The 23,415-nt window shown below is 64.9% G+C and carries 24 protein-coding genes and 4 tRNA genes; 15 read left to right on the top strand and 13 right to left on the bottom strand.

The window, feature by feature from the left end:
- The first annotated feature begins 31 nt into the window (after positions 1-31).
- From hemE to CH286_RS22745, 5 genes are read left to right on the top strand one after another with little or no spacing between them, the layout of a single operon-like run.
- Positions 32-1,105: a uroporphyrinogen decarboxylase gene (hemE, locus tag CH286_RS22765; protein ID WP_032403646.1), complete on the top strand. Its 1,074-nt coding sequence runs from the start codon at positions 32-34 to the stop codon at positions 1,103-1,105.
- On the top strand, positions 1,102-2,457 hold the full coding sequence (locus CH286_RS22760) for a protoporphyrinogen oxidase (protein ID WP_037153161.1): 1,356 nt from the start codon (positions 1,102-1,104) through the stop codon (positions 2,455-2,457). The genes hemE and CH286_RS22760 overlap by 4 nt, the downstream gene beginning before the upstream one ends.
- Positions 2,458-2,461: 4 nt before the next feature.
- Positions 2,462-3,157 (top strand): hydrogen peroxide-dependent heme synthase, encoded by a 696-nt coding sequence (gene hemQ / locus CH286_RS22755; protein ID WP_094610465.1) that lies wholly within the window; start codon positions 2,462-2,464, stop codon positions 3,155-3,157.
- Positions 3,154-3,858 (top strand): HAD family hydrolase, encoded by a 705-nt coding sequence (locus CH286_RS22750; RefSeq protein ID WP_032403311.1) that lies wholly within the window; start codon positions 3,154-3,156, stop codon positions 3,856-3,858. Before hemQ ends, CH286_RS22750 begins: the two co-directional genes overlap by 4 nt.
- 30 nt (positions 3,859-3,888) lie before the next feature.
- Positions 3,889-6,210, top strand: a complete 2,322-nt coding sequence (locus tag CH286_RS22745; protein ID WP_176458322.1) for a molybdopterin-dependent oxidoreductase — start codon at positions 3,889-3,891, stop codon at positions 6,208-6,210.
- On the opposite strand, the gene CH286_RS22740 is transcribed toward CH286_RS22745, so the two are convergent.
- From CH286_RS22740 to CH286_RS22720, 5 genes are all read right to left on the bottom strand, one after another.
- Complete coding sequence (locus tag CH286_RS22740) at positions 6,188-6,646, bottom strand: MaoC family dehydratase (protein ID WP_170944821.1); 459 nt, start codon at positions 6,644-6,646, stop codon at positions 6,188-6,190. The two genes, CH286_RS22745 and CH286_RS22740, sit on opposite strands and share 23 nt — an antisense overlap.
- 28 nt (positions 6,647-6,674) lie before the next feature.
- Entirely contained in the window at positions 6,675-7,103 is a 429-nt protein-coding gene (msrB, locus tag CH286_RS22735; RefSeq protein WP_032403312.1) for a peptide-methionine (R)-S-oxide reductase MsrB, read from the bottom strand.
- Positions 7,104-7,130: 27 nt separating this feature from the next.
- A complete protein-coding gene (locus CH286_RS22730; protein WP_094610485.1) occupies positions 7,131-8,369 on the bottom strand; it encodes a glycosyltransferase family 87 protein in 1,239 nt (412 codons plus the stop codon).
- Between the two features lie 114 nt (positions 8,370-8,483).
- A complete protein-coding gene (locus tag CH286_RS22725) occupies positions 8,484-10,058 on the bottom strand; it encodes an alpha/beta hydrolase (protein ID WP_032403313.1) in 1,575 nt (524 codons plus the stop codon).
- Between the two features lie 46 nt (positions 10,059-10,104).
- Positions 10,105-10,893, bottom strand: coding sequence for a pyrimidine reductase family protein (locus CH286_RS22720; protein ID WP_037153167.1), 789 nt, complete (start codon positions 10,891-10,893; stop codon positions 10,105-10,107).
- 34 nt (positions 10,894-10,927) lie between these two features.
- On the opposite strand from CH286_RS22720, the gene zapE reads away from it, so the two are divergent.
- Positions 10,928-11,941 carry a cell division protein ZapE gene (gene zapE / locus CH286_RS22715; RefSeq protein ID WP_037153170.1) on the top strand — a complete coding sequence of 338 codons (1,014 nt, stop codon included), beginning with the start codon at positions 10,928-10,930 and terminating at the stop codon, positions 11,939-11,941.
- 7 nt (positions 11,942-11,948) lie between these two features.
- Here the strand turns inward: zapE and CH286_RS22710 are convergent, their stop codons facing one another.
- The 7 genes from CH286_RS22710 to CH286_RS22680 form a co-directional block, all read right to left on the bottom strand.
- Positions 11,949-12,476 carry a GNAT family N-acetyltransferase gene (locus CH286_RS22710; protein ID WP_052058627.1) on the bottom strand — a complete coding sequence of 176 codons (528 nt, stop codon included), beginning with the start codon at positions 12,474-12,476 and terminating at the stop codon, positions 11,949-11,951.
- Positions 12,473-12,925 (bottom strand): ribosomal protein L7/L12, encoded by a 453-nt coding sequence (locus CH286_RS22705; RefSeq protein WP_037153171.1) that lies wholly within the window; start codon positions 12,923-12,925, stop codon positions 12,473-12,475. Before CH286_RS22705 ends, CH286_RS22710 begins: the two co-directional genes overlap by 4 nt.
- Before the next feature lie 16 nt (positions 12,926-12,941).
- Positions 12,942-13,637 carry an alpha/beta hydrolase family protein gene (locus CH286_RS22700; RefSeq protein ID WP_080734500.1) on the bottom strand — a complete coding sequence of 232 codons (696 nt, stop codon included), beginning with the start codon at positions 13,635-13,637 and terminating at the stop codon, positions 12,942-12,944.
- A complete protein-coding gene (locus tag CH286_RS22695) occupies positions 13,630-13,920 on the bottom strand; it encodes a hypothetical protein (protein ID WP_230592486.1) in 291 nt (96 codons plus the stop codon). The genes CH286_RS22700 and CH286_RS22695 overlap by 8 nt, the downstream gene beginning before the upstream one ends.
- A gap of 126 nt (positions 13,921-14,046) precedes the next feature.
- Positions 14,047-14,121: transfer RNA gene (locus CH286_RS22690), tRNA-Val, on the bottom strand.
- A 37-nt stretch (positions 14,122-14,158) separates the two neighbouring features.
- Positions 14,159-14,229: transfer RNA gene (locus CH286_RS22685), tRNA-Cys, on the bottom strand.
- Positions 14,230-14,246: 17 nt separating this feature from the next.
- A tRNA-Gly gene (locus CH286_RS22680) sits at positions 14,247-14,318 on the bottom strand.
- Between the two features lie 242 nt (positions 14,319-14,560).
- Here CH286_RS22680 and CH286_RS22675 point away from each other — a divergent pair.
- The 9 genes from CH286_RS22675 (at position 14,561) to pdxS (ending at position 22,711) form a co-directional block, all read left to right on the top strand.
- A tRNA-Val gene (locus CH286_RS22675) sits at positions 14,561-14,632 on the top strand.
- Between the two features lie 116 nt (positions 14,633-14,748).
- Positions 14,749-15,150, top strand: coding sequence for a TIGR02611 family protein (locus tag CH286_RS22670; protein WP_032403651.1), 402 nt, complete (start codon positions 14,749-14,751; stop codon positions 15,148-15,150).
- A 101-nt stretch (positions 15,151-15,251) separates the two neighbouring features.
- Positions 15,252-17,312: a threonine--tRNA ligase gene (thrS, locus tag CH286_RS22665; protein WP_094610464.1), complete on the top strand. Its 2,061-nt coding sequence runs from the start codon at positions 15,252-15,254 to the stop codon at positions 17,310-17,312.
- A 1-nt stretch (position 17,313) separates the two neighbouring features.
- Positions 17,314-17,856, top strand: coding sequence for an HIT family protein (locus CH286_RS22660; protein WP_037153177.1), 543 nt, complete (start codon positions 17,314-17,316; stop codon positions 17,854-17,856).
- 25 nt (positions 17,857-17,881) lie between these two features.
- On the top strand, positions 17,882-18,565 hold the full coding sequence (pgsA, locus tag CH286_RS22655; protein WP_037153179.1) for a phosphatidylinositol phosphate synthase: 684 nt from the start codon (positions 17,882-17,884) through the stop codon (positions 18,563-18,565).
- Positions 18,562-19,467, top strand: coding sequence for a phosphatidylinositol mannoside acyltransferase (locus tag CH286_RS22650; RefSeq protein WP_094610463.1), 906 nt, complete (start codon positions 18,562-18,564; stop codon positions 19,465-19,467). Before pgsA ends, CH286_RS22650 begins: the two co-directional genes overlap by 4 nt.
- Positions 19,464-20,588 carry a glycosyltransferase family 4 protein gene (locus CH286_RS22645; protein ID WP_037153185.1) on the top strand — a complete coding sequence of 375 codons (1,125 nt, stop codon included), beginning with the start codon at positions 19,464-19,466 and terminating at the stop codon, positions 20,586-20,588. The genes CH286_RS22650 and CH286_RS22645 overlap by 4 nt, the downstream gene beginning before the upstream one ends.
- On the top strand, positions 20,588-21,613 hold the full coding sequence (locus CH286_RS22640; protein WP_032403324.1) for an NUDIX hydrolase: 1,026 nt from the start codon (positions 20,588-20,590) through the stop codon (positions 21,611-21,613). The genes CH286_RS22645 and CH286_RS22640 overlap by 1 nt, the downstream gene beginning before the upstream one ends.
- Before the next feature lie 156 nt (positions 21,614-21,769).
- The gene (pdxS, locus tag CH286_RS22635) at positions 21,770-22,711 is read left to right on the top strand and encodes a pyridoxal 5'-phosphate synthase lyase subunit PdxS (protein ID WP_032403325.1); all 942 of its coding nucleotides are present in this window, start codon (positions 21,770-21,772) and stop codon (positions 22,709-22,711) included.
- A gap of 7 nt (positions 22,712-22,718) precedes the next feature.
- Here the strand turns inward: pdxS and CH286_RS22630 are convergent, their stop codons facing one another.
- Positions 22,719-23,381, bottom strand: coding sequence for a hypothetical protein (locus tag CH286_RS22630; protein WP_255182746.1), 663 nt, complete (start codon positions 23,379-23,381; stop codon positions 22,719-22,721).
- Positions 23,382-23,415 lie beyond the last annotated feature (34 nt).

Below are 23,415 nucleotides of genomic sequence, written 5' to 3'. Positions count from 1 at the left end.
GCTTTCCTGACGCGTGGCAGCATGGAACTCGATGAACGCCGAAGCACACACCACAGCCCCCGCCCGTCGAGAACTCCCGGACGCGCCGTTCTTGGCCGCGATCGCCGGTGAAACGCCCTCGCGTCGGCCGGTGTGGTTCATGCGTCAGGCCGGCAGGTCTCTCCCCGAATACCGAAAGATCCGCGCCGGCATCGGCATGCTGGATTCGTGCTTCCGGCCGGATCTGGTGGCCGAGATCACTCTGCAACCTGTCCGTCGACACGATGTGGACGCGGCAATCCTGTTCTCGGACATCGTGGTTCCGCTCAAGGCTGCCGGTATCGATCTCGACATCGTTGCCGGTACCGGTCCGGTCGTGGCTCAGCCGGTGCGTTCGGCGGCCGATGTTGCGGCGCTCCCCACGTTGACCGCCGATCAGGTCGAGCCGGTGGCCGATGCGGTGCGGATCCTCACCAGGGAGCTCGCGGGCACGCCGCTCATCGGGTTCGCCGGAGCGCCGTTCACCCTCGCGTCCTACCTGGTCGAGGGTGGCCCCAGTCGCAATCACGAGAAGACCAAGGCGCTGATGCGCTCCGACCCGGCGACCTGGCATGCCCTGCTCGACGCGCTGGCGACCACAACGATCACATTCCTGCAGGCTCAGTTGGCCGCCGGAGTGGACGCGGTGCAGGTGTTCGACTCGTGGGCGGGTGCGCTGTCGCTCGCCGACTACCGCGAGTACGTGCTGCCGCACTCGACGCGAGTGTTCGACGCCGTGTCCTCGGCGGGCGTTCCCAAGATTCATTTCGGGGTCGGTACCGGCGAGTTGCTCGGTGCGATGGGTGAGGCCGGCGCCGATGTGGTCGGTGTCGACTGGCGGATTCCGCTCGACGACGCCGTGCACCGAGTCGGTGGCGGCAAGGTCTTGCAGGGAAATCTCGATCCGGCGGTGCTGTTCGCCGGCTGGGATGCCGTCGAGGCCGAAGTTCGACGTATTGCCGCCGAAGCCGACCGCGCGGTGGCGGCCGGTGCGCGGGGGCATGTGTTCAATCTCGGACACGGCGTGTTGCCCGACACCGATCCCGAGATTCTGACCCGGGTGGTCTCGTTGGTGCATTCGTTGTGACGCTGCGGCGCTACGCCGTGGTCGGCGGCGGGATCTCCGGCCTCGTCGCGGCGTATCGCCTCCGGCAGGCCTGTGGTCCCGATGCGGAGATCACTCTCGTCGAGGCATCCCCTCGCCTCGGTGGCACCCTGCGGACCACCGAGGTCGGTGCCGAGTCGCTCGACGTCGGCGCGGAAGCGTTCATCGGTCGTCGTCCGGAAGTACCGGCTCTGCTCGCCGAACTCGGCCTGTCGGATCAGCTGGTGCACCCGTCGTCGGCGCGTCCGCTGGTCTTCTCGGGCGGCCGAACGCATGCGCTCCCGCTGGGCACCTTGATGGGTATCCCGTCCTCTGCCGATTCCGTGCGGGATCTGGTGGACCCGGAGGAACTGCACCTCATCGAGACCGAAACAACACGGCCGTTCACGTGGACCGCGGGCTCGGACGTCAGCGTGGCCGATCTCGTGGGCAGCCGCTTCGGCTCCCAGGTCGTGAGCCGTTCGGTCGACCCGCTGCTCGGCGGCGTGTACTCCGGCTCGGCGAGCTCCATCGGCGTCCGGGCTGCCCTTCCGACGTTGGCAGCCGCATTGGACGGCGGGGCAGCGAGCCTCACCGAGGCAGTGCTGGCGGCATTGCCCACGCCGTCGCCCGGACCGGTGTTCGGCGGCCTGCGCGACGGCTATGCGGTGCTGCTCGATGCGCTGATCGCCGCGACCGATGCCCGGACGATCGTCGACGCAGGCATCGGCGAGGTACGCCGTGAGGCGAACGGCTGGTACGTCGATCGCGTGGGCGTCGTGGACGGACTGGTCTTGGCGGTACCCGCGCCCGTCCTCGGTCACCTGATCGCCGCGGTGGCACCCGAGGCCTCGCGGGCTGCACGCAGTATCGAGCTGGCGTCGTCGGTGGTCGTAGCGCTGGCCTTTCCGAAAGCGACCGAGCTGCCCCAGAATTCGGGCATTCTCGTGGCCACGGACGCAGGCCTCGATGTCAAAGCGTTCACATTGTCGAGCCGGAAGTGGCCACACCTGGGGGAGCGTGACGCGGTATTGCTGCGGGCCTCGCTAGGCCGGTTCGGCGACTCCACGGCCTCGGACCGATCCGAGGCCGAGTCGATCGAGACGGCGCTGCGGGATCTGCGAACGGTTGCGAACATCGACACCCCACCACTGGCCGCGACAGTGCAGCGCTGGCCGGGCGGTCTGCCGCAATATGCGCCCGGGCATCTCGATCGCGTCGCCGCCGTGGAGTCCGGTGTTGCCGACCTCCCCGGCCTCGAGGTCACCGGAGCCTGGCAGCGCGGTGTCGGTGTACCCGCATGTATTGCGTCCGCCACCACCGCTGCCGCCCGTCTGGTCGAGGTGGCACGATAGGGCCATGGCACGCCTCGATTACTCAGCGCTCAATTCGACACTCCGCTATCTGATGTTCTCGGTCTACAAGGTCACGCCCGGTGTGCTGGGCGACGATCGGGCCGCAGCAGCCAAGGAGGCGAAAGTCTTCTTCGAAGGTCGTGAAGACAAGGGCGTCGCAGTGCGGGGTGTGTACGACATCGCCGGCATGCGCGCCGACGCCGATTTCATGGTCTGGACGCATGCCGAGCGCATCGAGGACCTGCAAGCCACCTATTCCGACTTCCGGCGCACCACCGCGCTGGGCAGGGCAAGCACTCCGGTCTGGAGCAACACCGCACTGCACCGCCCGGCGGAGTTCAACAAGAGTCACGTTCCGGCCTTCATCGCGGGTGAGGATCCGGGTGCGTACATCTGCGTCTACCCGTTCGTCCGGTCGATCGACTGGTATCTGCTGCCCGACGACGAGCGCCGCACGATGCTCGCCGACCACGGCAAGGCCGCGCGTGACTACAAGGACGTGCGCGCGAACACCGTGCCGTCGTTCGCACTGGGCGACTACGAGTGGATTCTGGCCTTCGAGGCTCCCGAGTTGGACCGCATCGTCGATCTGATGCGGGATCTGCGTGCCACCGAGGCGCGACGGCACGTGCGTGAGGAGACCCCGTTCTTCACCGGCCCGCGGGTCGAGGTGGACGCACTCGTCGAATCACTGCCGTGACCACGACGGGCACATCGACGATCGAGGCCGTCCTGTTCGACTTCTCGGGCACGCTGTTTCGGCTCGAGGAGGATCCCACCTGGTTCGACGGCATCCATGACGCAGACGGCACCCCGGTCGACGGTGCCGGAGCCGCGGAACTGATGCGGCGTATGACCGCGCCGGTAGGCGAGACAGTCGAGTTCGACGATGCAACGCGTCATGCCTGGCGAAACCGAGACCTCGATCCGGCACTGCACCGGCAGGCCTATCTGCACGTGCTCGAGCAGTCCGGTGTCACGGACCGTGCGCAGGCGGAATCGGTTTACGGGCGGGTGATCGATGCCGATTCGTGGACGCCGTACCCGGATACCGAGTCGGTCCTGAAAAAGCTTGCTGCCGAGTCGATTCGGGTCGGTGTGCTGAGCAACATCGCCTTCGACATCCGTCCTGCGTTCGTCGATCGCGGTCTCGATCGGTACGTCGACGAGTTCGTGCTCTCGTTCGAGGTAGGTCACGTCAAACCGCAGCCCGAGATCTTCCGGCACGCAGTCGCGAGCTTGGGCGTCGACCCATCGGTGACATTGATGGTGGGCGACAGCGCCGAGGCCGACGGTGCGGCGAGGGAGATCGGGTGCAGCTTCGCGCTCGTCGATCCCGTACCGACGGTCGAGCGTCCGGATGCACTGCTGGCAGCGTTGAGCGCGTTCGGAATTCGATGACCGGGGTAGTTCGATGACCGGAGTAGTTCGATGACCGGAGTGGCCGGCGTCCAGCACATGGGCCACTGGGGCATGTTTCGTGCCGAGTCGGACGGACGCGATGTCACCGCTGTTCATCCCGAGGTCTCGGACAGCAATCCTTCCCCGGTGTTGGGTAACCTCGTCGGGTCGGTGACCCACCGATCGCGCGTTACCTCACCCGCGGTACGCAGAGGCTGGCTCGAGCGCGGCCCGGGGCCGACCGACGACCGTGGCAGCGACGAGTTCGTCGAGGTGTCGTGGGACGAGTTGACCGAGCTCCTGTCCAACGAATTGCGCAGAGTTGTCGGCACATACGGCAACAGCGCCATCTACGGCGGCTCGTACGGGTGGGCGAGTGCCGGACGCTTCCATCACGCGCAGAGTCAGGTGCATCGATTCCTCAACTGCATCGGCGGTTACACCAGATCGGTGCACAGCTACTCACTGGGTGCGACCGGTGTCATCATGCCGCACGTACTCGGTGCGCACTGGAAGATGTTCTCGCGCTCCACGTCCTGGAACGTGATCGCCGCGCACACCGACCTACTCGTGGCCTTCGGCGGCGTTCCGGTGAAGAACACCGGTATCAATCACGGCGGTACGTCGGACCATCCGACGGTCGATTCGCTCGACGCGATGCGTGCTCGCGGCGGACAGATCGTCTCGGTCAGTCCGCTGCGCAACGACATGAGCGGCGACGCTCGATGGATCGCGCCGCGACCCGGAACCGACGTGGCGATGATGTTGGCTCTCGCATTCGTGCTCGCCGACGAAAAGTTGCACGACACAGCCTTTCTCGACACGTACTGCGAGGGCTATCCGGAGTTCGAGCGGTACCTGCTCGGCGTCTCGGACGGCACACCCAAGACCCCGCAGTGGGCGTCGACGATCTGCGGCATCGAGGCTGCGGTGATCGCGGATCTCGCGCGGGAGATGGCGTCGAAACGCACGATGGTCACCGTCACGTGGTCACTGCAACGGACGCAGCACGGCGAGCAGGCCCCGTGGATGGGCATCACACTGGCATCGATGTTGGGTCAGATCGGCGTGCCCGGTGGGGGATTCGGACACGGCTACGGCTCGATGAACGAGCCCGGTCTGGCCCCGGTTCCGTATCCGTTACCGACTCTGCCGCAGGGAATCAATCCGGTGCCCGATCTGATTCCGGTGGCGGCGGTCTCGGACATGTTGCTCGATCCCGGTGGCCAATTCGACTACGACGGTCAGCGATTGACGTACCCGGACATCAAGGTCGTCTACTGGGCCGGCGGCAATCCGTTCCACCACCACCAGGATCTCGGACGGCTTCGTCGTGCTCTCGGCAGACCCGACACCGTCGTCGTACACGATCCGTACTGGACACCGATGGCCAAGCACGCCGACATCGTCATCCCGTCGACGACGTCGTTGGAACGATCGGACCTGAGTTGCACGCGCAACGATCCTCTGCTCGTCGCCATGGAACCGGCCGCCGCCCGGTACGCGGACGCTCGCGACGACTACGACACGCTCGCTGAACTGGCCACGAAACTCGGTGTGGGGGAGCAGTTCACCGAGGGGCGTACCTCGGAGCAGTGGCTGGAGCATCTGTACGGGCAGTGGCGCGGATATCTACGGGCGGGTGGCGTCACGACCCCGGAGTTCCAGGCCTTCCGGCGTGAGGGTTCGTTCCGAATGCAGACCGAGGATGATCTGACGTTCCTCCACGACTTCCGAACAGACCCGGTCGGGAACGCCCTGCGCACCCCGAGCGGCAAGATCGAGATCTTCTCGGCCACGGTGGCGGGCTTCGACTACGACGACTGCCGAGGGCATCCGATGTGGTTCGAGCCGCAGGAGTGGCTGGGCGGGCCACGCGCCCAGCAGTTTCCGTTGCACCTGATCGCCAATCAGCCACGCACCAGGCTGCACAGTCAGCTCGATCACGGCGCGGTGAGCCGACACTCGAAGATTCAGGGCCGAGAGCCGATACGAATGCACCCGTCCGCGGCGGCGGCCAGGGGAGTGTCGGACGGCGATGTCGTGCGGGTGTTCAACGACCGTGGCTCGTGCCTGGCCGGTGTCGTTGTCGACGACGCGATGCTGGAAACGGTGGTCCAGCTGTCCACGGGTGCCTGGTACGACCCGCTCGATCCAGCTGATCCCGGCTCGATGTGCAAGCACGGCAGCGTGAACGTACTCACCGCGGACGACGGGGCGTCCTCGCTGTCGCGTGGATGCACTGGACAGCATGTGCTGGTGGAGATCGAACGCTACGACGAACCATTGCCGCCGATCACCGCGTTCGATCCACCAGTTCGGTCAGGGGTCAGAACACGACCCGAGAGATGATCTCGGCGACCAGCGCCGGCTTGTCCTCGCCCTCGATCTGCAATGTTCCCGCTGTCACTATCTGCAGTGCTCCGCCGGATACCTCTTCGACGGAGACGAGGGTGGTCTGCAGGCGCACGTGGGCTCCGACCTTCACCGGGTTGATGAAGCGAACCTTGTTGGAGCCGTAATTGATTCCGAGCTTGGTGTTCTCGATCGTGTAGATCTGCCAGTTGAGCATCGACACCAGGGACAGGCTCAGGAATCCGTGTGCGATCGGCGCGCCGAACGGGCTTTCCTTCTTCGCCCGCTCGACATCCACGTGAATCCACTGGTGATCGCCGGTCGCGTCGGCGAAGGTGTTGACCCGTTCCTGGGTGATCTGCAGCCAGTCACTGGTGCCGAGGTCTTCGCCGACGGCCGCTTTGATCTGCTCTGGTGAGGTGAAAGTGCGCATGTTCACAGTATGGATGAATCAGCGCCGATCAGGATGCAGGCTTGAGTACCAGCGAGATCGAGTTGATGCAGTAGCGCTGGTCGGTCGGCGTGGGGTAGCCCTCGCCCTCGAACACGTGGCCGAGGTGACTGTGGCAGTTGCGGCAGATCACCTCGACTCGGCGCATTCCCAGCGTGGTGTCCTCTTTCAGGATCACGGCGTCGCTGTCGGCCGGGTCGAAGAACGACGGCCAGCCGCAGTGGGATTCGAACTTCTCGGTGCTGCGGAACAATTCGGCTCCGCAGGCTCGGCATTCGTAGATGCCTTCGGTGGTGGTGTCGGTGTACTCGCCGACGCCCGGGCGTTCGGTGCCTGCTTGGCGGAGCACCGCGTACTCCTCGGGGGTCAGCTTCTCGCGCCACTGTGCGTCGGTGAGCTGGACGGCGGGAGCGGAGTTGTTGTCGGTTGCTGAACTCATGCTTCCACGCTAATACGATTTGTCGGGCTATGCCGTTTTCGCTGGTGGCGCGCTCGGCAAAAGGTAGTTCGGTTCGATCCCGTCGTCCAGTCGTCCTTCGCTTCGAGCGGCGAAATAGCGTCCGACGAGAACACCGAAGATGACGACGATCAGCAGCGCCCACCCGAACGTGGTTCGGAGGTAATCGAGGGCACGGCCCGTTTCGATCCAGCGCCCGGACAGCCATCGGTCGTAGTTCATGAACCCGTAGATCGCGAGCCAGGCGGGCCAGTTGCGAAGTAGTGAGTTCTTCAGCACCACAGTCATGAGCAGCGGGAACAGCATCATCGAGTAGTACATCTGGCCCAGCGAACCCAGCAACCAGTGCGCGGTCAGGATCAATCCCGAAGTGGTCGCGAAGAAGAAGAGACGGTCCTCGCGGCAGTATCGGTACAGCAGCCACAGCGACACCAGAACCATGATTCCGAGAACCGCGCGGATGCCGAGGGTGAGCAGTTCGGGAACACCGTAGTAGCGACCGTTACCGACGACAGCACTGTTGAAGTAGTCGCGAGTCTGCAGCAGGTACGGCAGCGTCCGGTCGATGAAGTTCATCGGGTCGACCGACAGCGGCCAGGCGATGGCCATCATCACCACGGGGATCGCGATCGAGGTGACGAAGACCTTCCACTGACGCGTCATCAGCGGTAGCAGCAGCAGCGGCGCGAGCATCGGCTTGACCGCCAGAGTCAGACCCATGGCAACGCCGGCCGACAGGTCTTTGCGCTGGAGTAGAAACCCGAGGAACGCTACTTCGCCGAGGAGGACGAAGCCGTTGAAGTTGGTGAACACCAACGTGTTCGTCACTGTCTCGCTGACGAATGCGGCGAGGAGCAGCGCGGGAGCGGCAACTGAATCGAGCCGGAATCCGAAGATGCGCAGCAGGATGTACAGCGCCACGAGAATTGCGATGGTGCTGGCGATGATGAACAGCCAGCGAGATCGCTCGGGGTCGATGATGGCTATGGGGGAGAGCAGCATCGTCGCACTCGGTTGGTACAGGTAGTGCGGATCGACGGAGTCGAAATTCGCCGTGTACACCGGCTGTCGATTCAGGAACGCCAGAGCTGCGCTGTACACGGGATTGAAGTCGTTGGTGATATCACCGTTGACCGCCTTGATGACCACCCGCTGGATCACGGTCATGATGGCGATGGGCCACAGGGCGTACTTGATTACCTCGGCGGTCGTCCGCCCTGAACGCGGCTCCAGAAAGCTAAGTGACACCCGCGAACGGTACCCGAGCCGGTGCCGCACCAGAGAAAGGACACCCCGCAAGTTCAGCGGGCCGACCGACGGAACCTACCGGCAGGTATCGATCGCCGGAGTCCGGTCGAGGAATCAGGCGGGACAGACGGTGCCGTCGGTGGGAAGCGAAGTATCGAGCGCGTAATTCACCGCAGCGCTCTGCAGACACTGCGATCCGCCGAGGCTCGGGTGTCCGCTGCCCTGCCACGCCGCCGACGCCACTGCTGCACCGGTTGCCCCGACCAGCCCGGTGACCGAGGACAGGCCTCCGTTGCCGACGATCGGGTCGCCCGCGTTCGACAGGACCAGTACCGGAACGTCCAACGAGGTGGGCAGGGGGATCGACGGTGCTGTCGGCCAGGAGGAGCACAGCAACGCTGTCAGGGCGGCGTCGGTGCCGTAGACCGGGTAGCGGTCGGTCCATTGCGACGACAGGTCACGCACGCCCTGCGGAGACGGCCACTGCTGGCCGTCCGTGCACCGGGAAACGAACTGCCCGTCGGTGCCGTAGGCATTTCGACCTCGTTCGGCGAGAGCGAGCAGAGCTGCGGTGTCGGAGCCGGCCGCTGCGGACAAGGTCGTGGACAGGGTGGTGGCCCGGGACGACGCGTCCCCTGCAGTCGATGCGAGCGCGAAGGTGATGCCGTCGAGAATTTCGTGAGTGGACAGCGGTGCGAACTCGCCACCGGCGGCGCGTCGGAGCAGCTGCTCCACAGCAGCCGTCGGATCGGCCCCGAGTGAGCAGTTCAGCGCGACGCATCGTTGTGCGAACGCCGCGAAGGCGGCTTCCTTGCCCTGGGTGCGTTGCTCGGCCAGCGTGATCTGATCGGTGTTGACCCCGGGCGGCGAATCGAGAATCAGACGCGAGATGTTGTCCGGGAACTTCGCCGCGTAGGCCAACGCGGTGAGCGCACCGTTCCCCGATCCGATCACTCCGATCTGGTTCACGCCCCAGAGCTGCCGCAGACGGTCGAGATCGTCCGCGGCGTAGGTGGTTCCGAAGGCGAGTTCCTGTGGCTGGAGTGTGTCGGTGCATTCGATGGTGGCGTCTCGGCCTGCGTCGACTGCGCGGTCGGCGGTATCGGCGTCGGATCTGGTGAACTGTCCCAGGGCATCGACTGCTGTCTTGGTAGGGGAGTCGATGGTGTCGTCGATGCAGTCCACAGCGGTGGAGCGGCCGATCCCGCGCCGATCTACGGCGACGATGGGGTGAGCTTCCAGCAGTGTCGAGAGCGGACCGGCTGCCATCGTCGCCAGGGTGGCGATAGAGGATCGATCGGAGCCGGAGGTGAACACCAGCGGACCCGCATCGGCCGGCGTTCCATCGAGTCGGGCGCGCAGAGCGCCGACGGCGAACGTGCCGAACATCTGCCCGCTGGCATCGACATCGGCCTCGTATTCGGCGCACTCGAGTGTCAGTCCGGGCGTGGTCGAGGTGAGCCCGAACGTCCCGAGAGTTGCGGCGGTGCAGTCGGCCCAGTCGAGGTCGGTCGTCGGCACGGCGAGAGCAGCCGGCTCCGGCGGAGCCTCTGCGGACGGCTCGCCGGGCTGACCGGGGGATCGTTGCTCCACCGCGACATCGGGCCGGATCGACGGCCCGGCGCCGCAGGCCGCGCACATCGTGGCCACGACGAGGACGGCGGCGAGCAACGTACGTTTCTGCGTCACCGTGCGAGGCTATCGACTTTTCGATCGATGCCGCACCGAGCGCTGCTCATGGCCGACGCACCCAGCGTGTGAGCAGCGTTCCGTCCGCGTCAGCGAGAACGTGCGCCCGCTGCATCGGTGTGTCGGAGCCACTGGCCGAGTGTGCGATGCGGCCCGCCTCTCCGGCGACGAGCATCGGCGAGATCGTCAGGCACAGATCGTCTGCCGCCCCGTCGGATGCGAGTTGCCCGAACAGTCCTGGTCCGCCCTCGCACAGGATGCGACGAAATCCGAGTTCGCTCAGCGTGTCGACGATGTCTTCGGTCGACACCGATTCACCGGACACCTCGATCACCGTTGCGCCCGCGGAACGCAGCGCGCCCACCTTCGCAGTGTCCGCCGCCACCGAGGTCAGGACCACCGGCTGCACTTCGGTGTCGGTGACGAGCCGAGAATCCGCATCGATCGAACCGGAGGCGGTGACCACCACGATCGTCGGAACCGGTGCCAATCCGCCCGCCACCCGCCGTGCCTTTGCTTCGGCGGACAGCGAGACACCGCCGTAGTTCTCGGTGCGAGCAGTTCCGGCCCCGACGAGAACGGCGTCGCACAGCTCTCGCAGAATGCCGAACAATCGTGAGTCTGCGGGGGTTCCCAGGCCCGCCGACTTTCCGTTCGCGGTGACAGATCCGTCGATGCTGGCGACGAAGTTGGTGCGGATCCACGGTCGGCCCAGGTCTGCCGGGTAGGCGTACAGGTCGCGGACGGCATCGTCGTCGAGAATCGACCCGACGGTGGACGCGGACTCGGCGGCCTGCTCCGATGTGAAGTAGGTCCCAATATCGAGAAGCTGCATGAGAGAGATCAGACCACGTCGTTACGCTCGACAAATGCCCGCACGCCTTGTCGACCGAAATCCCGTGGTCCCCTCCGATCAGCTGATCGCGCAGATGGTCCCGCCGGCGATGTTCGACGACGTCAGCTTCTCCTCGTACATTCCCGACCCCAAAGAGCCGACCCAGGCTGCTGCGGTCGCGAAGGCCGAGGAATTCGCGAACAAAGTTCAGAAGATCCGCGGCAAGGGCAAGCGCGGACTTTTCGGCAAGAAGACCCCGGCCACCGGTGCGGGTCTGTACCTCGACGGCGGCTTCGGCGTCGGCAAGACCCACCTGCTGGCGTCGATCTACCACAGCGTTCCCGAGCCCAAGGCGTTCGGCACCTTCGTCGAGTTGACCCACGTGGTCGGCGCACTCGGCTTCAACAAGGCGCTGGAAGAACTCTCGGGCCACAGCGTGCTCTGCATCGACGAGTTCGAGCTCGACGATCCCGGCGACACGATGCTGGTCTCGCGGCTGCTGTCCGAGCTGTCTCAGCGTGGAGTGTCCATCGTCGCGACGTCGAACACCCTGCCCGGCCAGCTCGGTGAGGGCCGCTTCGCTGCCGAGGACTTCATGCGGGAGATCAAGAAGCTCGGTTCGATCTTCGAGTCCATCCGCGTCGACGGCCCCGACTACCGCCACCGCGACCTTCCTCCGGCCCCCGAGCCGACGTCCGAATCCGAGCTGGTCGAGCGCGCGGACACCGTCGACGGCGCAACCCTGGACGATTTCGACGAGCTGTTGGCGCATCTGAGCACGCTGCACCCTTCGCGCTACGGCAAGTTGCTCGACGGCATTCCTGCGGTGTTCCTGAAGAACGTGCACCCGGCATCGGATCAGGCCATTGCCTTGCGCCTGGTGGTGCTCGCCGACCGCCTGTACGACGCGGGCATCCCGGTGACAGCCTCGGGCGGCAAGCTCGACGAGATCTTCACCGAGGAGATGCTGGCCGGCGGTTACCGCAAGAAGTATCTGCGCGCGACCTCGCGTCTGCTCGCTCTGTCCCGCTTCGCCGCAGTCGGCTGAATCAGCGTCACAGCCGTACCTGCATGACGTAGTCGTCGTGTGTCTGCACGCCGACAACGAATGTCTTGGTGCCGACGATCTCGAATCCGTGCTTCGCGTAGAACTTCTGGGCACGCACGTTGAGTTGATTGACGCCCAGCCACGCTCCTGCGCAACCGGATTCGCGCGCGTGGGTCAATGCGAACGAGATCAGCCGTGCCGCCACTCCGCCGCCGTGCTCGGCCGGCCGTACGTACAGCTTGCTGACTTCCAGCGTCGGATGGTGCGAGAGGGCTGTTCGGATATCCGGGTCCGCTGGAGCGCCCGACACGAGCATCGCGTACCCGACCACCTCGCCGGTGGGTGTTTCGTCGACCAGAACGGTTCGGTTCGGGTCGGCAACGTAACCCTCGAAATTGCTGACCGACAACACGTTCGAGATGAAATGCTCGATGTCCTCGGTGCGAGTTCCCGGTGGGCAGGCGAGTGGAAAGGTCTGCGCGGCCAATTCTGCGACGTTGGATACATCGGCAACTGTCGCCACACGCACACTCACAGCAGATCCACTGCGTTCTTCGCCTCCCGCAACGACAAGCCGGTTCGATCGCGCAGCAGTTTGATGGCCGAGATCGCCTTGCCCTCCGACTTCAGCGACTGCAACCGCGGGATGAGGTCGTCCCAGGGTGTCGGACCGGACTGAGCCGCGTCGACGATGGTGGACGAAGACGGAAAGGGTTCGCCGCGTTGAACGTTTTCGATCGCGTTCTTCGCTTCGATGAGACCGGCACCTGTCCGTTCACGAAAGATCTTGATGGCCTGGATCTTCTTGTTCGCCGCCAACAACTGATGAATGTCTGCACGGGCGTTGCCGTCGAGGCCGATCAGCCCGATGCTGCGCGATGTCTCCGGGCTAGAGCCGGGCTTCTTTCGGGCCAACAACCATGCTGCAAGCACCGCGGCATCGACGAGGACCAGAGCAACGATGAACCATCCCCAGGTCGGCATGCCTTAGTAGACCACTTCAGCGTGACGGGTCGAAGGGCGGGACGACTACCGAAGAATCGGAGAACAACGAGACCGCACCGGCAAGGGTTTTCGTCGCCGCGTCGTATTTGATCGGAGCGAGGTCGTGGCCCGCGCCCTCGATGTCGACGAGCAGTGTGGAAGCCGGGACGAGAGCGAGCGCAGCGCTCAGTTCGGCAGTGGTGCCGAACGGGTCCTTGGTGCCGTGCACCACCACCGTCGGTGTTCGCAGGTCAGGAAGATGCTGTGTACGAGCCTTTTCCGGCTTGCCCGGTGGGTGCAGGGGATAGGAGGTCAGAACGAGTCCGTCGACGAGATCCGGGCGCTCGGCTGCGATCATCGACCCTTGTCTGCCACCGTAGGAATGCCCACCGAATGCGATGAAGCCCGATGTCTCGGCGCGGAGGCGGTCGATCGCCGCGGCGATGCCCAGCCGATCCTCGGCCGACCGAGACGGATGCGGCGGGCCCTTGGGTTTGCGTACTCGAAACGGGAGGTCGAACCGCAGCACCGTGAACCCGGCTGCGGCCCACACCGCAGCGATGCGCTGCAGCAGAAGCGACTCGCAGTTACCGCCCGCGCCGTGGGTGAGAGCAATTCCGCCACGTGACGGTGTGGACGGGGTGTGCAGATGAGCGACGCCCCCGCCGAGTTCGATGTCGGCGGGGGCGTCGGGACCATCGAGTTCAGGCATCGTTCGAGGACGTTACCTTTTTGTCGGTGTCTGCGTGGCTCGAGTCCGTGCTGCCGGTTTCGGAGCTGTCGGATGCATCCTGATCGTCGGCGTCGACGAGCTCACCGTTGTCGTCGACCATGTCGGCGAATGCAGTCCCGGCGACGGTGCCGTTCGTTCCCGGTAGCGCCACGGTGGGCCGGGCACCGGGTCGATAGCGATCGTCGAGCCCTTCGACGGATTTCTTCGCATCCTCGAGGGTTGCGTCGTCGACTGTGGGTTCGCTCTGAGCATCGTCCGACACGTGAGTGTCCTTCCATCGAAGTGTGTGCGTCATCTCCACTGTGCACTTCTATGGCGTGAATCACCACAATTGATTCGTGAGACACAAAAAAGACCCCCTCGAAAGGGGGTCTGATCTGTCTGACTCTGGTGCGCGATACTGGGATTGAACCAGTGACCTCTTCCGTGTCAGGGAAGCGCTCTCCCGCTGAGCTAATCGCGCATGTCCTCGCATCGATTCTGCAATCGATGCACTAGCGAGGTGGAGACGGGAATCGAACCCGTGTGCACGGCTTTGCAGGCCGTTGCCTCACCACTCGGCCACTCCACCATGGGTCGAGACCCTCGAGCGGATGACGGGATTCGAACCCGCGACCCTCACCTTGGCAAGGTGATGCGCTACCACTGCGCCACATCCGCATACCCCGGAGGCGCTCACTGCTGGGCAGTTGTTGTCTCCGTGGTGCGGGGAAAACATTAACCCAACGGGAGTGAAACTCACAAATCTCGTGGTCAGCTGCAGAATTCGCGCGTTCGGCGCCTGTGAACGATGTGAAAGCAGTGGCGTGACGGCATTGGCTGGGCGCTGTGACAGTCTGTTCGGCGATCGGGCAGGCGATTCGGTTCGCCGTGACACCTCGTGTTAATGTTTTGCCTCGTTCGGTCCCGTGGCTCAGTGGGAGAGCGTCCGCTTCACACGCGGAAGGTCGCTGGTTCGATCCCAGCCGGGACCACAGAAAAGAAGGCCCACACCGCCCGTCGGTGTGGGCCTTCTTGCGTTCGAGGCCGGTAGCCTGAGCCGGTGAGCACCGAACAGTCGAAGCCCCAGGGTGTGGCAGACCAAGGTCCGATGGACACAGCGAAGGTCAAGCACCGGCGTTTTCGGGCGCGCATCGCCGAGAACAAGTCTCTCGACCTCGCGTACCGCATCACGGTCGGAGTCGTCGGAACAGTCGTCCTCATCCTGGGTGTGCTTGCCATTCCTTATCCCGGGCCGGGTTGGCTGATCGTGTTCGCGGGACTGGGCATCCTGGCGTCGGAATTCGCGTGGGCCAAGAGTGCACTGCGATTCGTCCGTAAGAGATACGACGCTTTCATGGCCTGGTTCTCGAAGCAGTCGATGTTCGTCAAGGGTCTCGGCGTGCTGTTCACCACGGTCGTCGTGCTCGCAACTCTGTGGCTGCTCGGAACGTTCGCGCTGGTGGGCGGCTGGTTCGGACTCGACTGGACGTGGCTCGAAAGTCCGATCTGATCAACGCGCCGCGCTGAGGGCCGACGAGGGGCTCGATGCCGATAGGCTGTCGGAGGCCTTCCTGGCCCGAAGAACCGATCGAGGAGTACATCGCCGTGAGCATGCCCGTTGTCGCCACCGTTCCACCCGCCCGCATCATGGTGCCGGCAGGAACGACGGCAGGTACGGCGCTCCGCGACACCGGCCTGCCGAACAAGGGACCCGACGCCATCGTCGTCGTGCGCGATCCCGACGGCAAGCTGCGCGATCTGTCCTGGTCGCCGGAGGGCGACATCGAGGTCGAACCCGTGCCGGCGAACACCGAGGACGGGCGAAGCGTCATCAGGCATTCGGCCGCACACGTGTTGGCGCAGGCCGTTCAGGAGCTCTTCCCCGACGCCAAACTGGGCATCGGACCGTTCATCAAGGACGGCTTCTACTACGACTTCGACGTGAAGCAGCCGTTCACTCCCGAGGATCTGGCCGCCCTCGAGAAGAAGATGAAGCAGATCGTCAAAGCCGGACAGCGGTTTTCGCGTCGGGTGTACGAATCGGTGGAGCAGGCTCGCGAGGAGCTGGCGAACGAGCCGTACAAGCTCGAACTGATCGACGACAAGTCCGGAATCGACGATCCCGAGGTCATGGAGGTCGGTGGGGGAGAGCTGACCGCTTACGACAACCTCAATCCACGCACCGGCGAGCGGATCTGGGGCGATCTGTGCCGCGGCCCCCACATCCCCACTACGAAGTACGTTCCTGCGTTCAAGCTGACCCGCAGCTCGGCAGCCTACTGGCGCGGCAACCAGGACAACGCGGATCTGCAGCGCATCTACGGAACCGCATGGGAGTCGACCGAGGCGCTCGACGCTCATCTCGAACTGTTGGCCGAGGCCGAGCGCCGCGATCACCGCAAGCTCGGGTCCGAGCTGGACCTGTTCAGCTTCCCCGACGAACTGGGCTCCGGTCTTCCGGTGTTCCACCCCAAAGGTGGTGTGATCCGCAACGAGCTGGAGAACTACTCGCGCCAACGGCACATCGAAGAGGGCTACGAGTTCGTCAACACCCCGCACATCACCAAGGGCCATCTCTACGAGGTCTCGGGTCACCTCGATTGGTACCGGGACGGCATGTTCCCGGCGATGCACCTGGACGCCGAACTCGACGAGAACGGCGACGTCCGCAAGCCCGGCCAGGACTACTACCTCAAGCCGATGAACTGCCCGATGCACAACCTGATCTTCCGTTCCCGCGGCCGCTCGTACCGCGAACTGCCGTTGCGCCTGTTCGAGTTCGGCTCGGTCTACCGGTACGAGAAGTCGGGCGTCATCCATGGTCTGACTCGCGTGCGCGGCATGACCCAGGACGACGCGCACATCTTCTGCACCCGCGAGCAGATGCGCGGCGAACTCACCAGCACGCTGGAATTCGTCCTCGGTCTACTCAAGGACTACGGCCTCGACGATTTCTACCTGGAGCTCTCCACTCGTAATCCGGAGAAGTCGGTCGGCAGCGACGAGGTCTGGGAAGAGGCAACCAACACGCTCGCGGAGGTCGCGGCGGCGTCGGGTCTGGATCTGGTGCCCGATCCGGGCGGCGCGGCGTTCTACGGACCGAAGATCTCCGTGCAGGCCAAGGATGCTCTGGGGCGCACCTGGCAGATGTCGACCATCCAGCTCGACTTCAACCTGCCCGAACGCTTCGAGCTCGAATACACCGCCTCGGGCGGAGTCAAGGAACGCCCGGTGATGATCCACCGCGCGTTGTTCGGTTCGATCGAGCGATTCTTCGGCGTGCTCACCGAGCACTACGCCGGCGCATTCCCGGCGTGGCTGGCACCGGTTCAGGTTGTCGGTATCCCCGTTGCCGAGGTGCACCAGGACCACCTCTTCTCGGTGGTGAAGGAGCTCAAGAAGCTCGGGGTGCGCGCCGAGGTGGATGCCAGTGACGATCGGATGCAGAAGAAGATCTTCAACCAGACAGCTCAGAAGATCCCCTTCATGCTTCTCGCCGGCGAACGCGACGTCGAGGCCGGTGCCGTCAGCTTCCGATTCCGTGACGGCACTCAGGTCAACGGTGTTCCGGTTGCGCAGGCAGTAGCAACGATCACCGACTGGATCTCCCAGCGCAACAATGCATCACCGACTGCCGAACTCGTGCAGACCAGTACCGCAGGAGTGAGTTGACATGGGCGATCAGGACGAGTCGATCGTCGCCACCGGTGCCGGTGAGCCCGATCGGTTGCAGCGACTGTGGACCCCACATCGGATGTCCTACATAGCCGAGGCCCCACAGGCCTCGGCCAAGTCGAGTGAGCCGTTCTCCGACATCCCGAAGATGAGCGACGAGGACGGGCTGGTGGTCGCGCGCGGCGAATCGGTCTACGCGGTACTCAACCTGTACCCGTACAACCCCGGGCACGCGATGATCGTTCCGTACCGCCGGGTCGCGGCACTCGAAGATCTCACGCCCGCCGAGAGCGCCGAGTTGATGGCGTTCACCCAACAGATGATTCGCGTCATCAAGACGGTGTCGCGCCCGCACGGCTTCAACGTGGGCCTCAATCTCGGTGCCGCAGCAGGCGGATCGTTGGCCGAGCACCTGCACCAGCACATCGTCCCGCGGTGGGGCGGCGATGCGAACTTCATCACGGTGATCGGCGGCGCCAAGGTGATGCCGCAGTTGCTCCGCGACACTCGGGCCCTGCTCGCGTCGGCCTGGAACGAATGAACAACAGGCGAGAGGAGCACGCGCCGTGCTGAGCATTTTCGGCCGTGCGCCGGTGTCGAAGGTGACCGCCCCGCTCGGGCGCGCACTCAACAGCACCGGACTGACCCCCGACTCGGTGACGATCATCGGCACCGTCGTCACTGTGACGGCGGCAGTGACGATGTACCCGGCCGGCTACCTGTGGTGGGGTTCGATCGTCATCACCCTGTTCGTACTCTTCGACATGCTCGACGGTGCCATGGCACGGGCGAGAGGCGGCGGTACCAAGTACGGCGCCGTCCTGGATGCGACGTGCGATCGAGTGGCCGACGGCGCGATCTTCGGTGGCCTTGCCTGGTGGGCGGTGTATTCCGAGCAGGACAAGCCGCTGCTGGTGGCCACCCTGATCTGCCTGGTCACCTCGCAGGTGATCTCGTATGCCAAGGCGCGCGCCGAGGCCAGCGGACTCTCGGCCGACGGCGGTTGGATCGAACGCCCCGATCGCCTCGTCATCGTTCTCGTCGGAGCCGGCCTGACCGGCGTCGGTCGACACTTCGACATTCCGTGGCTGGACAGTCTGATCTACCCGGCGATGTGGATCCTCGCTGCCCTGAGCATCGTGACGGTGTTCCAACGCGTGCTTGCGGTCCGTGGATCGGAAGGGGCCCGCGACATCATCGTGCCTCCGACGGCACCGGCCGCCGACGATGGCGACGTGGCCGCGTCGTGAACGTCTCCGAAAGAGCCAGCGACCTCGGATACGCAGCTGGCTGGCGACTCGTCCGATCGCTGCCGGAGGGCGTGGCGAGAGGTCTCTTCGATCGCGGCGCGGATTTCGCGTCCACCCGAAACGGTGGCCCGGACCAGTTGCGCCGCAATCTCGCTCGTGTCCTCGGAACCACCCCCGGCGAAGTGCCCGACGAGCTGATTCGCGACAGCGTCCGGTCGTATGCCCGCTACTGGCGCGAGACGTTCCGGTTGCCGTCGATGGATCTGGCCGCCCAGGCCGCCGTCATCGACCGGTGTGTGAACGGACAGGAGCATCTCGAGGCTGCCCTCGCGTCGGGTAAGGGTGCCGTGCTGGCGCTGCCGCACAGTGGCAACTGGGACATGGCGGGAATGTGGCTGGTGCGCAAGCACGGTGGACTCTCGACAGTTGCCGAACGTCTGAAACCCGAATCGCTGTACCAGCGGTTCGTTGCGTATCGGGAGAGCCTCGGCTTCGAGATCTTCCCGCTCAGCGGCGGTGAGCAGCCGCCTCTGCAGGCGCTGAGCGAGCGCCTGCGCGAGAACAAGGTGGTCTGCCTCCTCGGTGAACGTGATCTCGCCAAGCACGGAGTGCCGGTGACCTTCTTCGGTGAACCGACCCGGATGCCCGCGGGGGCCGCGAAGCTGGCGATCGACACCGGGGCGACGCTGCTGCCGGTGCACGGTTACTTCGACGGTGACGGGTGGGGTTTCGACATCTTTCCCGCGGTGGATGTCTCGCACGGAATCGATGTCGCCACACAGGCATTGGCAGATCACTTCGCTGCCGGCATTCGGGCGCACCCGGCCGATTGGCACATGCTCCAACCCCTGTGGATGAGCGACTGGTCGGCCGAACGACGCGCCCGAATCGAGGGCGCGTGAAGATCGGTATGGTCTGCCCGTACTCGTTCGACGTTCCCGGCGGGGTGCAGGCGCACGTCCAACAGTTGGCGGAGGTGTTCATCGAGCGCGGGCATCGGGTGAGCGTGCTGGCGCCGGCGTCGGACGACGTCGAGCTGCCGGAGTTCGTGGTGTCGGCGGGGGAGGCGCTCGCCATTCCCTACAACGGATCGGTCGCGCGTCTTCGATTCGGACCGGTGACGTATTCCCGCATCCGAAAGTGGATATCGGACAACGATTTCGACGTTTTGCACATCCACGAACCGAACGCTCCGAGTCTGTCGATGCTGGCCCTCAAGGCTGCGGACGGTCCGATCGTGGCGACATTCCATACCTCCACCACGAAGTCCTTGGTGCTCAGCACGTTCCAGGGCGTCCTACGTCCGTACCACGAGAAGATCAGCGGCCGGATCGCCGTATCGGAGCTCGCTCGACGCTGGCAGGTCGAGGCACTCGGATCCGATGCCGTCGAGATCCCCAACGGCGTCGACGTGCCCGCGTTCGCCGATGCCCCTGTGCTGGAAGGCTATCCGCGAGCCGGCCGTACGGTTCTCTTCCTCGGCCGATTCGACGAACCGCGTAAGGGAATGGCCGTTCTGCTCGGTGCTCTGCCCGCCCTCGTCGAATCCCATCCCGACATCGAGATCCTCGTCGTCGGACGCGGCGACGAGGACAAACTGCGCAAGGACGCAGGCGCACTGTCGTCACACCTGACCTTCCTGGGACAGGTGGACGACGCGACGAAGGCCTCCGCGATGCGCAGTGCCGATGTCTACTGCGCCCCGAATCTCGGCGGGGAGAGCTTCGGCATCGTGCTCGTCGAGGCCATGGCAGCCGGAACACCGGTCGTGGCAAGCGAACTCGACGCCTTCCGCAGGGTGCTCAGGGACGGCACCTGCGGACTGTTGGTTCCGATCGACGATTCCGATGCCCTCGCTGTAGCCGTCACCTCGATCCTGTCCGACGACACCGTCCGAGACCGACTGGTCGACGCCGCGTCGGTGGCTGTGTCCGCCTACGACTGGCCCGTCGTCGCCGAGCAGATCCTGCGGGTCTACGAGACCGTCACCCTCGGCGGGCAGAAAGTGCGAGCGTCGACCTGATGACCCTCTCTGCCGTCACAATTCTGGTGCTCGGGCTGATTGCAGTCCTGATTCTCGTCGTCGGTCTGTGGGCCTACGGGACGGCCAATCGACTCGATCGCTTGCACGTGCGCACCGACCTCGCGTGGCAGTCCCTCGACGCCGCACTCGCCCGCCGTGCCGTCGTCGCGCGTGCAGTGTCTGCGGCCACCCGCGACTCGGTGCCGTCGAGCAGAGAACTCGCCGCGCTGGCGGACCGAGCCGAGCGAGCCGACCGGTCGCAGCGAGAAGAAGCCGAGAACGCGGTATCGATGGCGCTCGCGGTCGTCGAACCGAATGAGCTTCCCCCGCAACTGGTTGCAGAATTGGCCGACGCCGAGGCTCGTGTACTGATTGCCCGGCGGTTCCACAACGATGCCGTGCGCGACACTCTGGCGTTGCGCATCCGTCGACCGGTCCGGTGGTTGCATCTCGGTGGAACGGCCGCACTGCCGTCGTACTTCGAAATCGCGGAGCGTTCTGCCGCTGCGACGTTCGGCAGCGAGAATCGGGCCACCCCGCGAACCTCCGCGCGAGTGGTGTTGCTCGACGAGCGCGGGCGCGTACTGCTGTTGCGGGGCCACGATCCGACAGTGCCCGACACCTTCTTCTGGTTCACGATCGGTGGGGCAGTGGAGAAGGGGGAATCGCTCCGCGAGGCAGCGGTGCGAGAAGTGCACGAAGAAACGGGATTGCGTGTCGCTGCAGCCGATCTACGCGGTCCGTTGTGGCGGCGCGTCGCCACGTTCCCGTTCAACGGAACCCTGATCAGGTCCGAGGAACTGTTCTTCGCGCACCGAACACAGGAGTTCGAGCCGGAGAGCGCCGGGTTCACCGACTTCGAGCGACGGACCGTGACCGGGCATCAGTGGTGCACCGAGTCCGACATCCGGGCGCTCAGCGCCCTCGGCGAGAACGTCTATCCTCAGGACCTGGCGGAACTGCTCGACGAGGTGAACGTGGCTCTCGCTCGACGCGGCGACCCGGACGTGCGCGCGATTCGGTAGGCATCTGGACCCTTTCGAGCAGTCCAGCAATCTTCAAGTGGTTATGGGAATCGCACGGGCGAAGGCCTATCGTTCTGGGCGCGACATCGCGCCGCGCGCGATCGCACCTATCAGCCCGCAGCGCCGCAACAGCGTCGAAGAACACAGGAGTTTCGCTTGACTACCCCACACGCCTCGAACACGCCCGCCGCATCGGTCGACGGTGGATCCGGCGAGAACGGAGTCGGAACCGCGCGCGTCAAGCGGGGTATGGCCGAGATGCTCAAGGGCGGCGTCATCATGGACGTGGTCACCGCCGATCAGGCCAAGATCGCCGAGGACGCCGGAGCTGTCGCCGTCATGGCTCTCGAGCGCGTTCCCGCCGACATCCGCGCCCAGGGCGGGGTGTCGCGCATGAGCGATCCCGACATGATCGACAGCATCATTTCCTCGGTGAGTATCCCGGTGATGGCCAAGGCACGCATCGGACACTTCGTGGAGGCGCAGATCCTGCAGAGTCTGGGCGTCGACTACATCGACGAGTCCGAGGTGCTCACCCCGGCCGACTACGCCAATCACATCGACAAGTGGAACTTCACCGTTCCCTTCGTGTGCGGTGCCACCAACCTGGGTGAGGCCCTGCGTCGAATCACCGAGGGCGCGGCCATGATTCGCTCCAAGGGTGAGGCCGGCACCGGTGACGTCTCGAATGCGACGACGCACATGCGCAAGATTCGCGACGAGATTCGTCGACTCACCTCGCTGCCCGAGGACGAGCTGTACGTGGCGGCCAAGGAACTGCAGGCACCGTACGACCTCGTCGTCGAGATCGCCAGGGCAGGCAAGCTACCCGTCACGCTGTTCACGGCCGGCGGTATCGCCACTCCCGCCGACGCGGCGATGATGATGCAACTCGGTGCCGAGGGAGTCTTCGTCGGATCGGGAATCTTCAAGTCCGGCAACCCGAAGGAGCGCGCCGAGGCAATCGTCAAGGCCACCACGTTCTTCGACGACCCCGACGTTCTCGCGAAGGTCTCGCGTGGCCTCGGTGAGGCCATGGTCGGTATCAATGTCGACGACCTCCCCGTCGGACACCGGCTCGCCGAGCGCGGTTGGTGACTCGCTTCTAGGGTCGGTGTTCCAAGGCCGGGCGGTCCGGATGGTCCCATCGGACCAAAAAATCCGGCCGGCCGGCGGAACGGTCCGACCGATTCAGGCTGTCGTAGTACGTCGCCAAGGGCTCGCAGGTCCATTCTTCGGCCGCATCGGTTCTGCGCCGTAGCGCAGTCTCGGACAGCCGGAGGTGCACCGACAGATCGACGTCGAGGCCTCGCCCGAGCAGCATGGGACCGGCAATCAGCACGATCTCGTTCGGCGCTGCCGGGACGCTGCGGGCGCGAGCCGATCGATCGGTTGCCTCATCCCACAAGCGAGGCAGGAAGTGACCTCGGCCACCGGGTCGCAGCGGTGCGATGACCTCCCGAGATACGGCGTCGTAGTCGAACCACAGTGTGCGATAGCTCAATTCGTCGTGGCGTGAATACTCGAATCGGATCGACGCTGGTCGGACGTAGTCGTGCAGATCGATCACGGTTGCCGAACGACCGCCGGAGCGGGCGTGTTCTGCTGTGCGCGAGGCGAACTCGACCGGCCGCGCAGCATCGGCACCGTCGACCACGACGATCGTTCGGGCGCCGGCCGGACAGGATTCGACGATCGATGCCACGAGGAGATCGGGAAAGATCGGCACAGGTTGACCCACACCGACCATCTTGCCTGGTCGATCCATTGTTAGCCTGATCCACTGGAGAAAGGTGGGCACC

This window comes from Rhodococcus sp. WWJCD1 (assembly GCF_002258735.1).
Lineage (GTDB): Bacteria > Actinomycetota > Actinomycetes > Mycobacteriales > Mycobacteriaceae > Rhodococcoides.
Note: the sequence above shows the minus strand (reverse complement) of the source record. Positions and strands in the feature narration are given on the sequence as shown.

Bases quoted from the DNA above. Each gene is read 5' to 3' on its own strand.
- thrS (WP_094610464.1), top strand. From the start codon at position 15,252: ATGCCCGTTGTCGCCACCGTTCCACCCGCCCGCATCATGGTGCCGGCA.
- CH286_RS22700 (WP_080734500.1), bottom strand. From the start codon at position 13,637: ATGCCTGAACTCGATGGTCCCGACGCCCCCGCCGACATCGAACTCGGC.
- CH286_RS22630 (WP_255182746.1), bottom strand. From the start codon at position 23,381: ATGGATCGACCAGGCAAGATGGTCGGTGTGGGTCAACCTGTGCCGATC.
- zapE (WP_037153170.1), top strand. From the start codon at position 10,928: ATGCCCGCACGCCTTGTCGACCGAAATCCCGTGGTCCCCTCCGATCAG.
- CH286_RS22720 (WP_037153167.1), bottom strand. From the start codon at position 10,893: ATGCAGCTTCTCGATATTGGGACCTACTTCACATCGGAGCAGGCCGCC.
- CH286_RS22640 (WP_032403324.1), top strand. From the start codon at position 20,588: ATGACCCTCTCTGCCGTCACAATTCTGGTGCTCGGGCTGATTGCAGTC.
- CH286_RS22705 (WP_037153171.1), bottom strand. From the start codon at position 12,925: ATGCCGACCTGGGGATGGTTCATCGTTGCTCTGGTCCTCGTCGATGCC.
- CH286_RS22740 (WP_170944821.1), bottom strand. From the start codon at position 6,646: ATGCGCACTTTCACCTCACCAGAGCAGATCAAAGCGGCCGTCGGCGAA.
- msrB (WP_032403312.1), bottom strand. From the start codon at position 7,103: ATGAGTTCAGCAACCGACAACAACTCCGCTCCCGCCGTCCAGCTCACC.
- CH286_RS22670 (WP_032403651.1), top strand. From the start codon at position 14,749: ATGGACACAGCGAAGGTCAAGCACCGGCGTTTTCGGGCGCGCATCGCC.
- hemE (WP_032403646.1), top strand. From the start codon at position 32: ATGAACGCCGAAGCACACACCACAGCCCCCGCCCGTCGAGAACTCCCG.
- hemQ (WP_094610465.1), top strand. From the start codon at position 2,462: ATGGCACGCCTCGATTACTCAGCGCTCAATTCGACACTCCGCTATCTG.
- CH286_RS22745 (WP_176458322.1), top strand. From the start codon at position 3,889: ATGACCGGAGTGGCCGGCGTCCAGCACATGGGCCACTGGGGCATGTTT.
- CH286_RS22660 (WP_037153177.1), top strand. From the start codon at position 17,314: ATGGGCGATCAGGACGAGTCGATCGTCGCCACCGGTGCCGGTGAGCCC.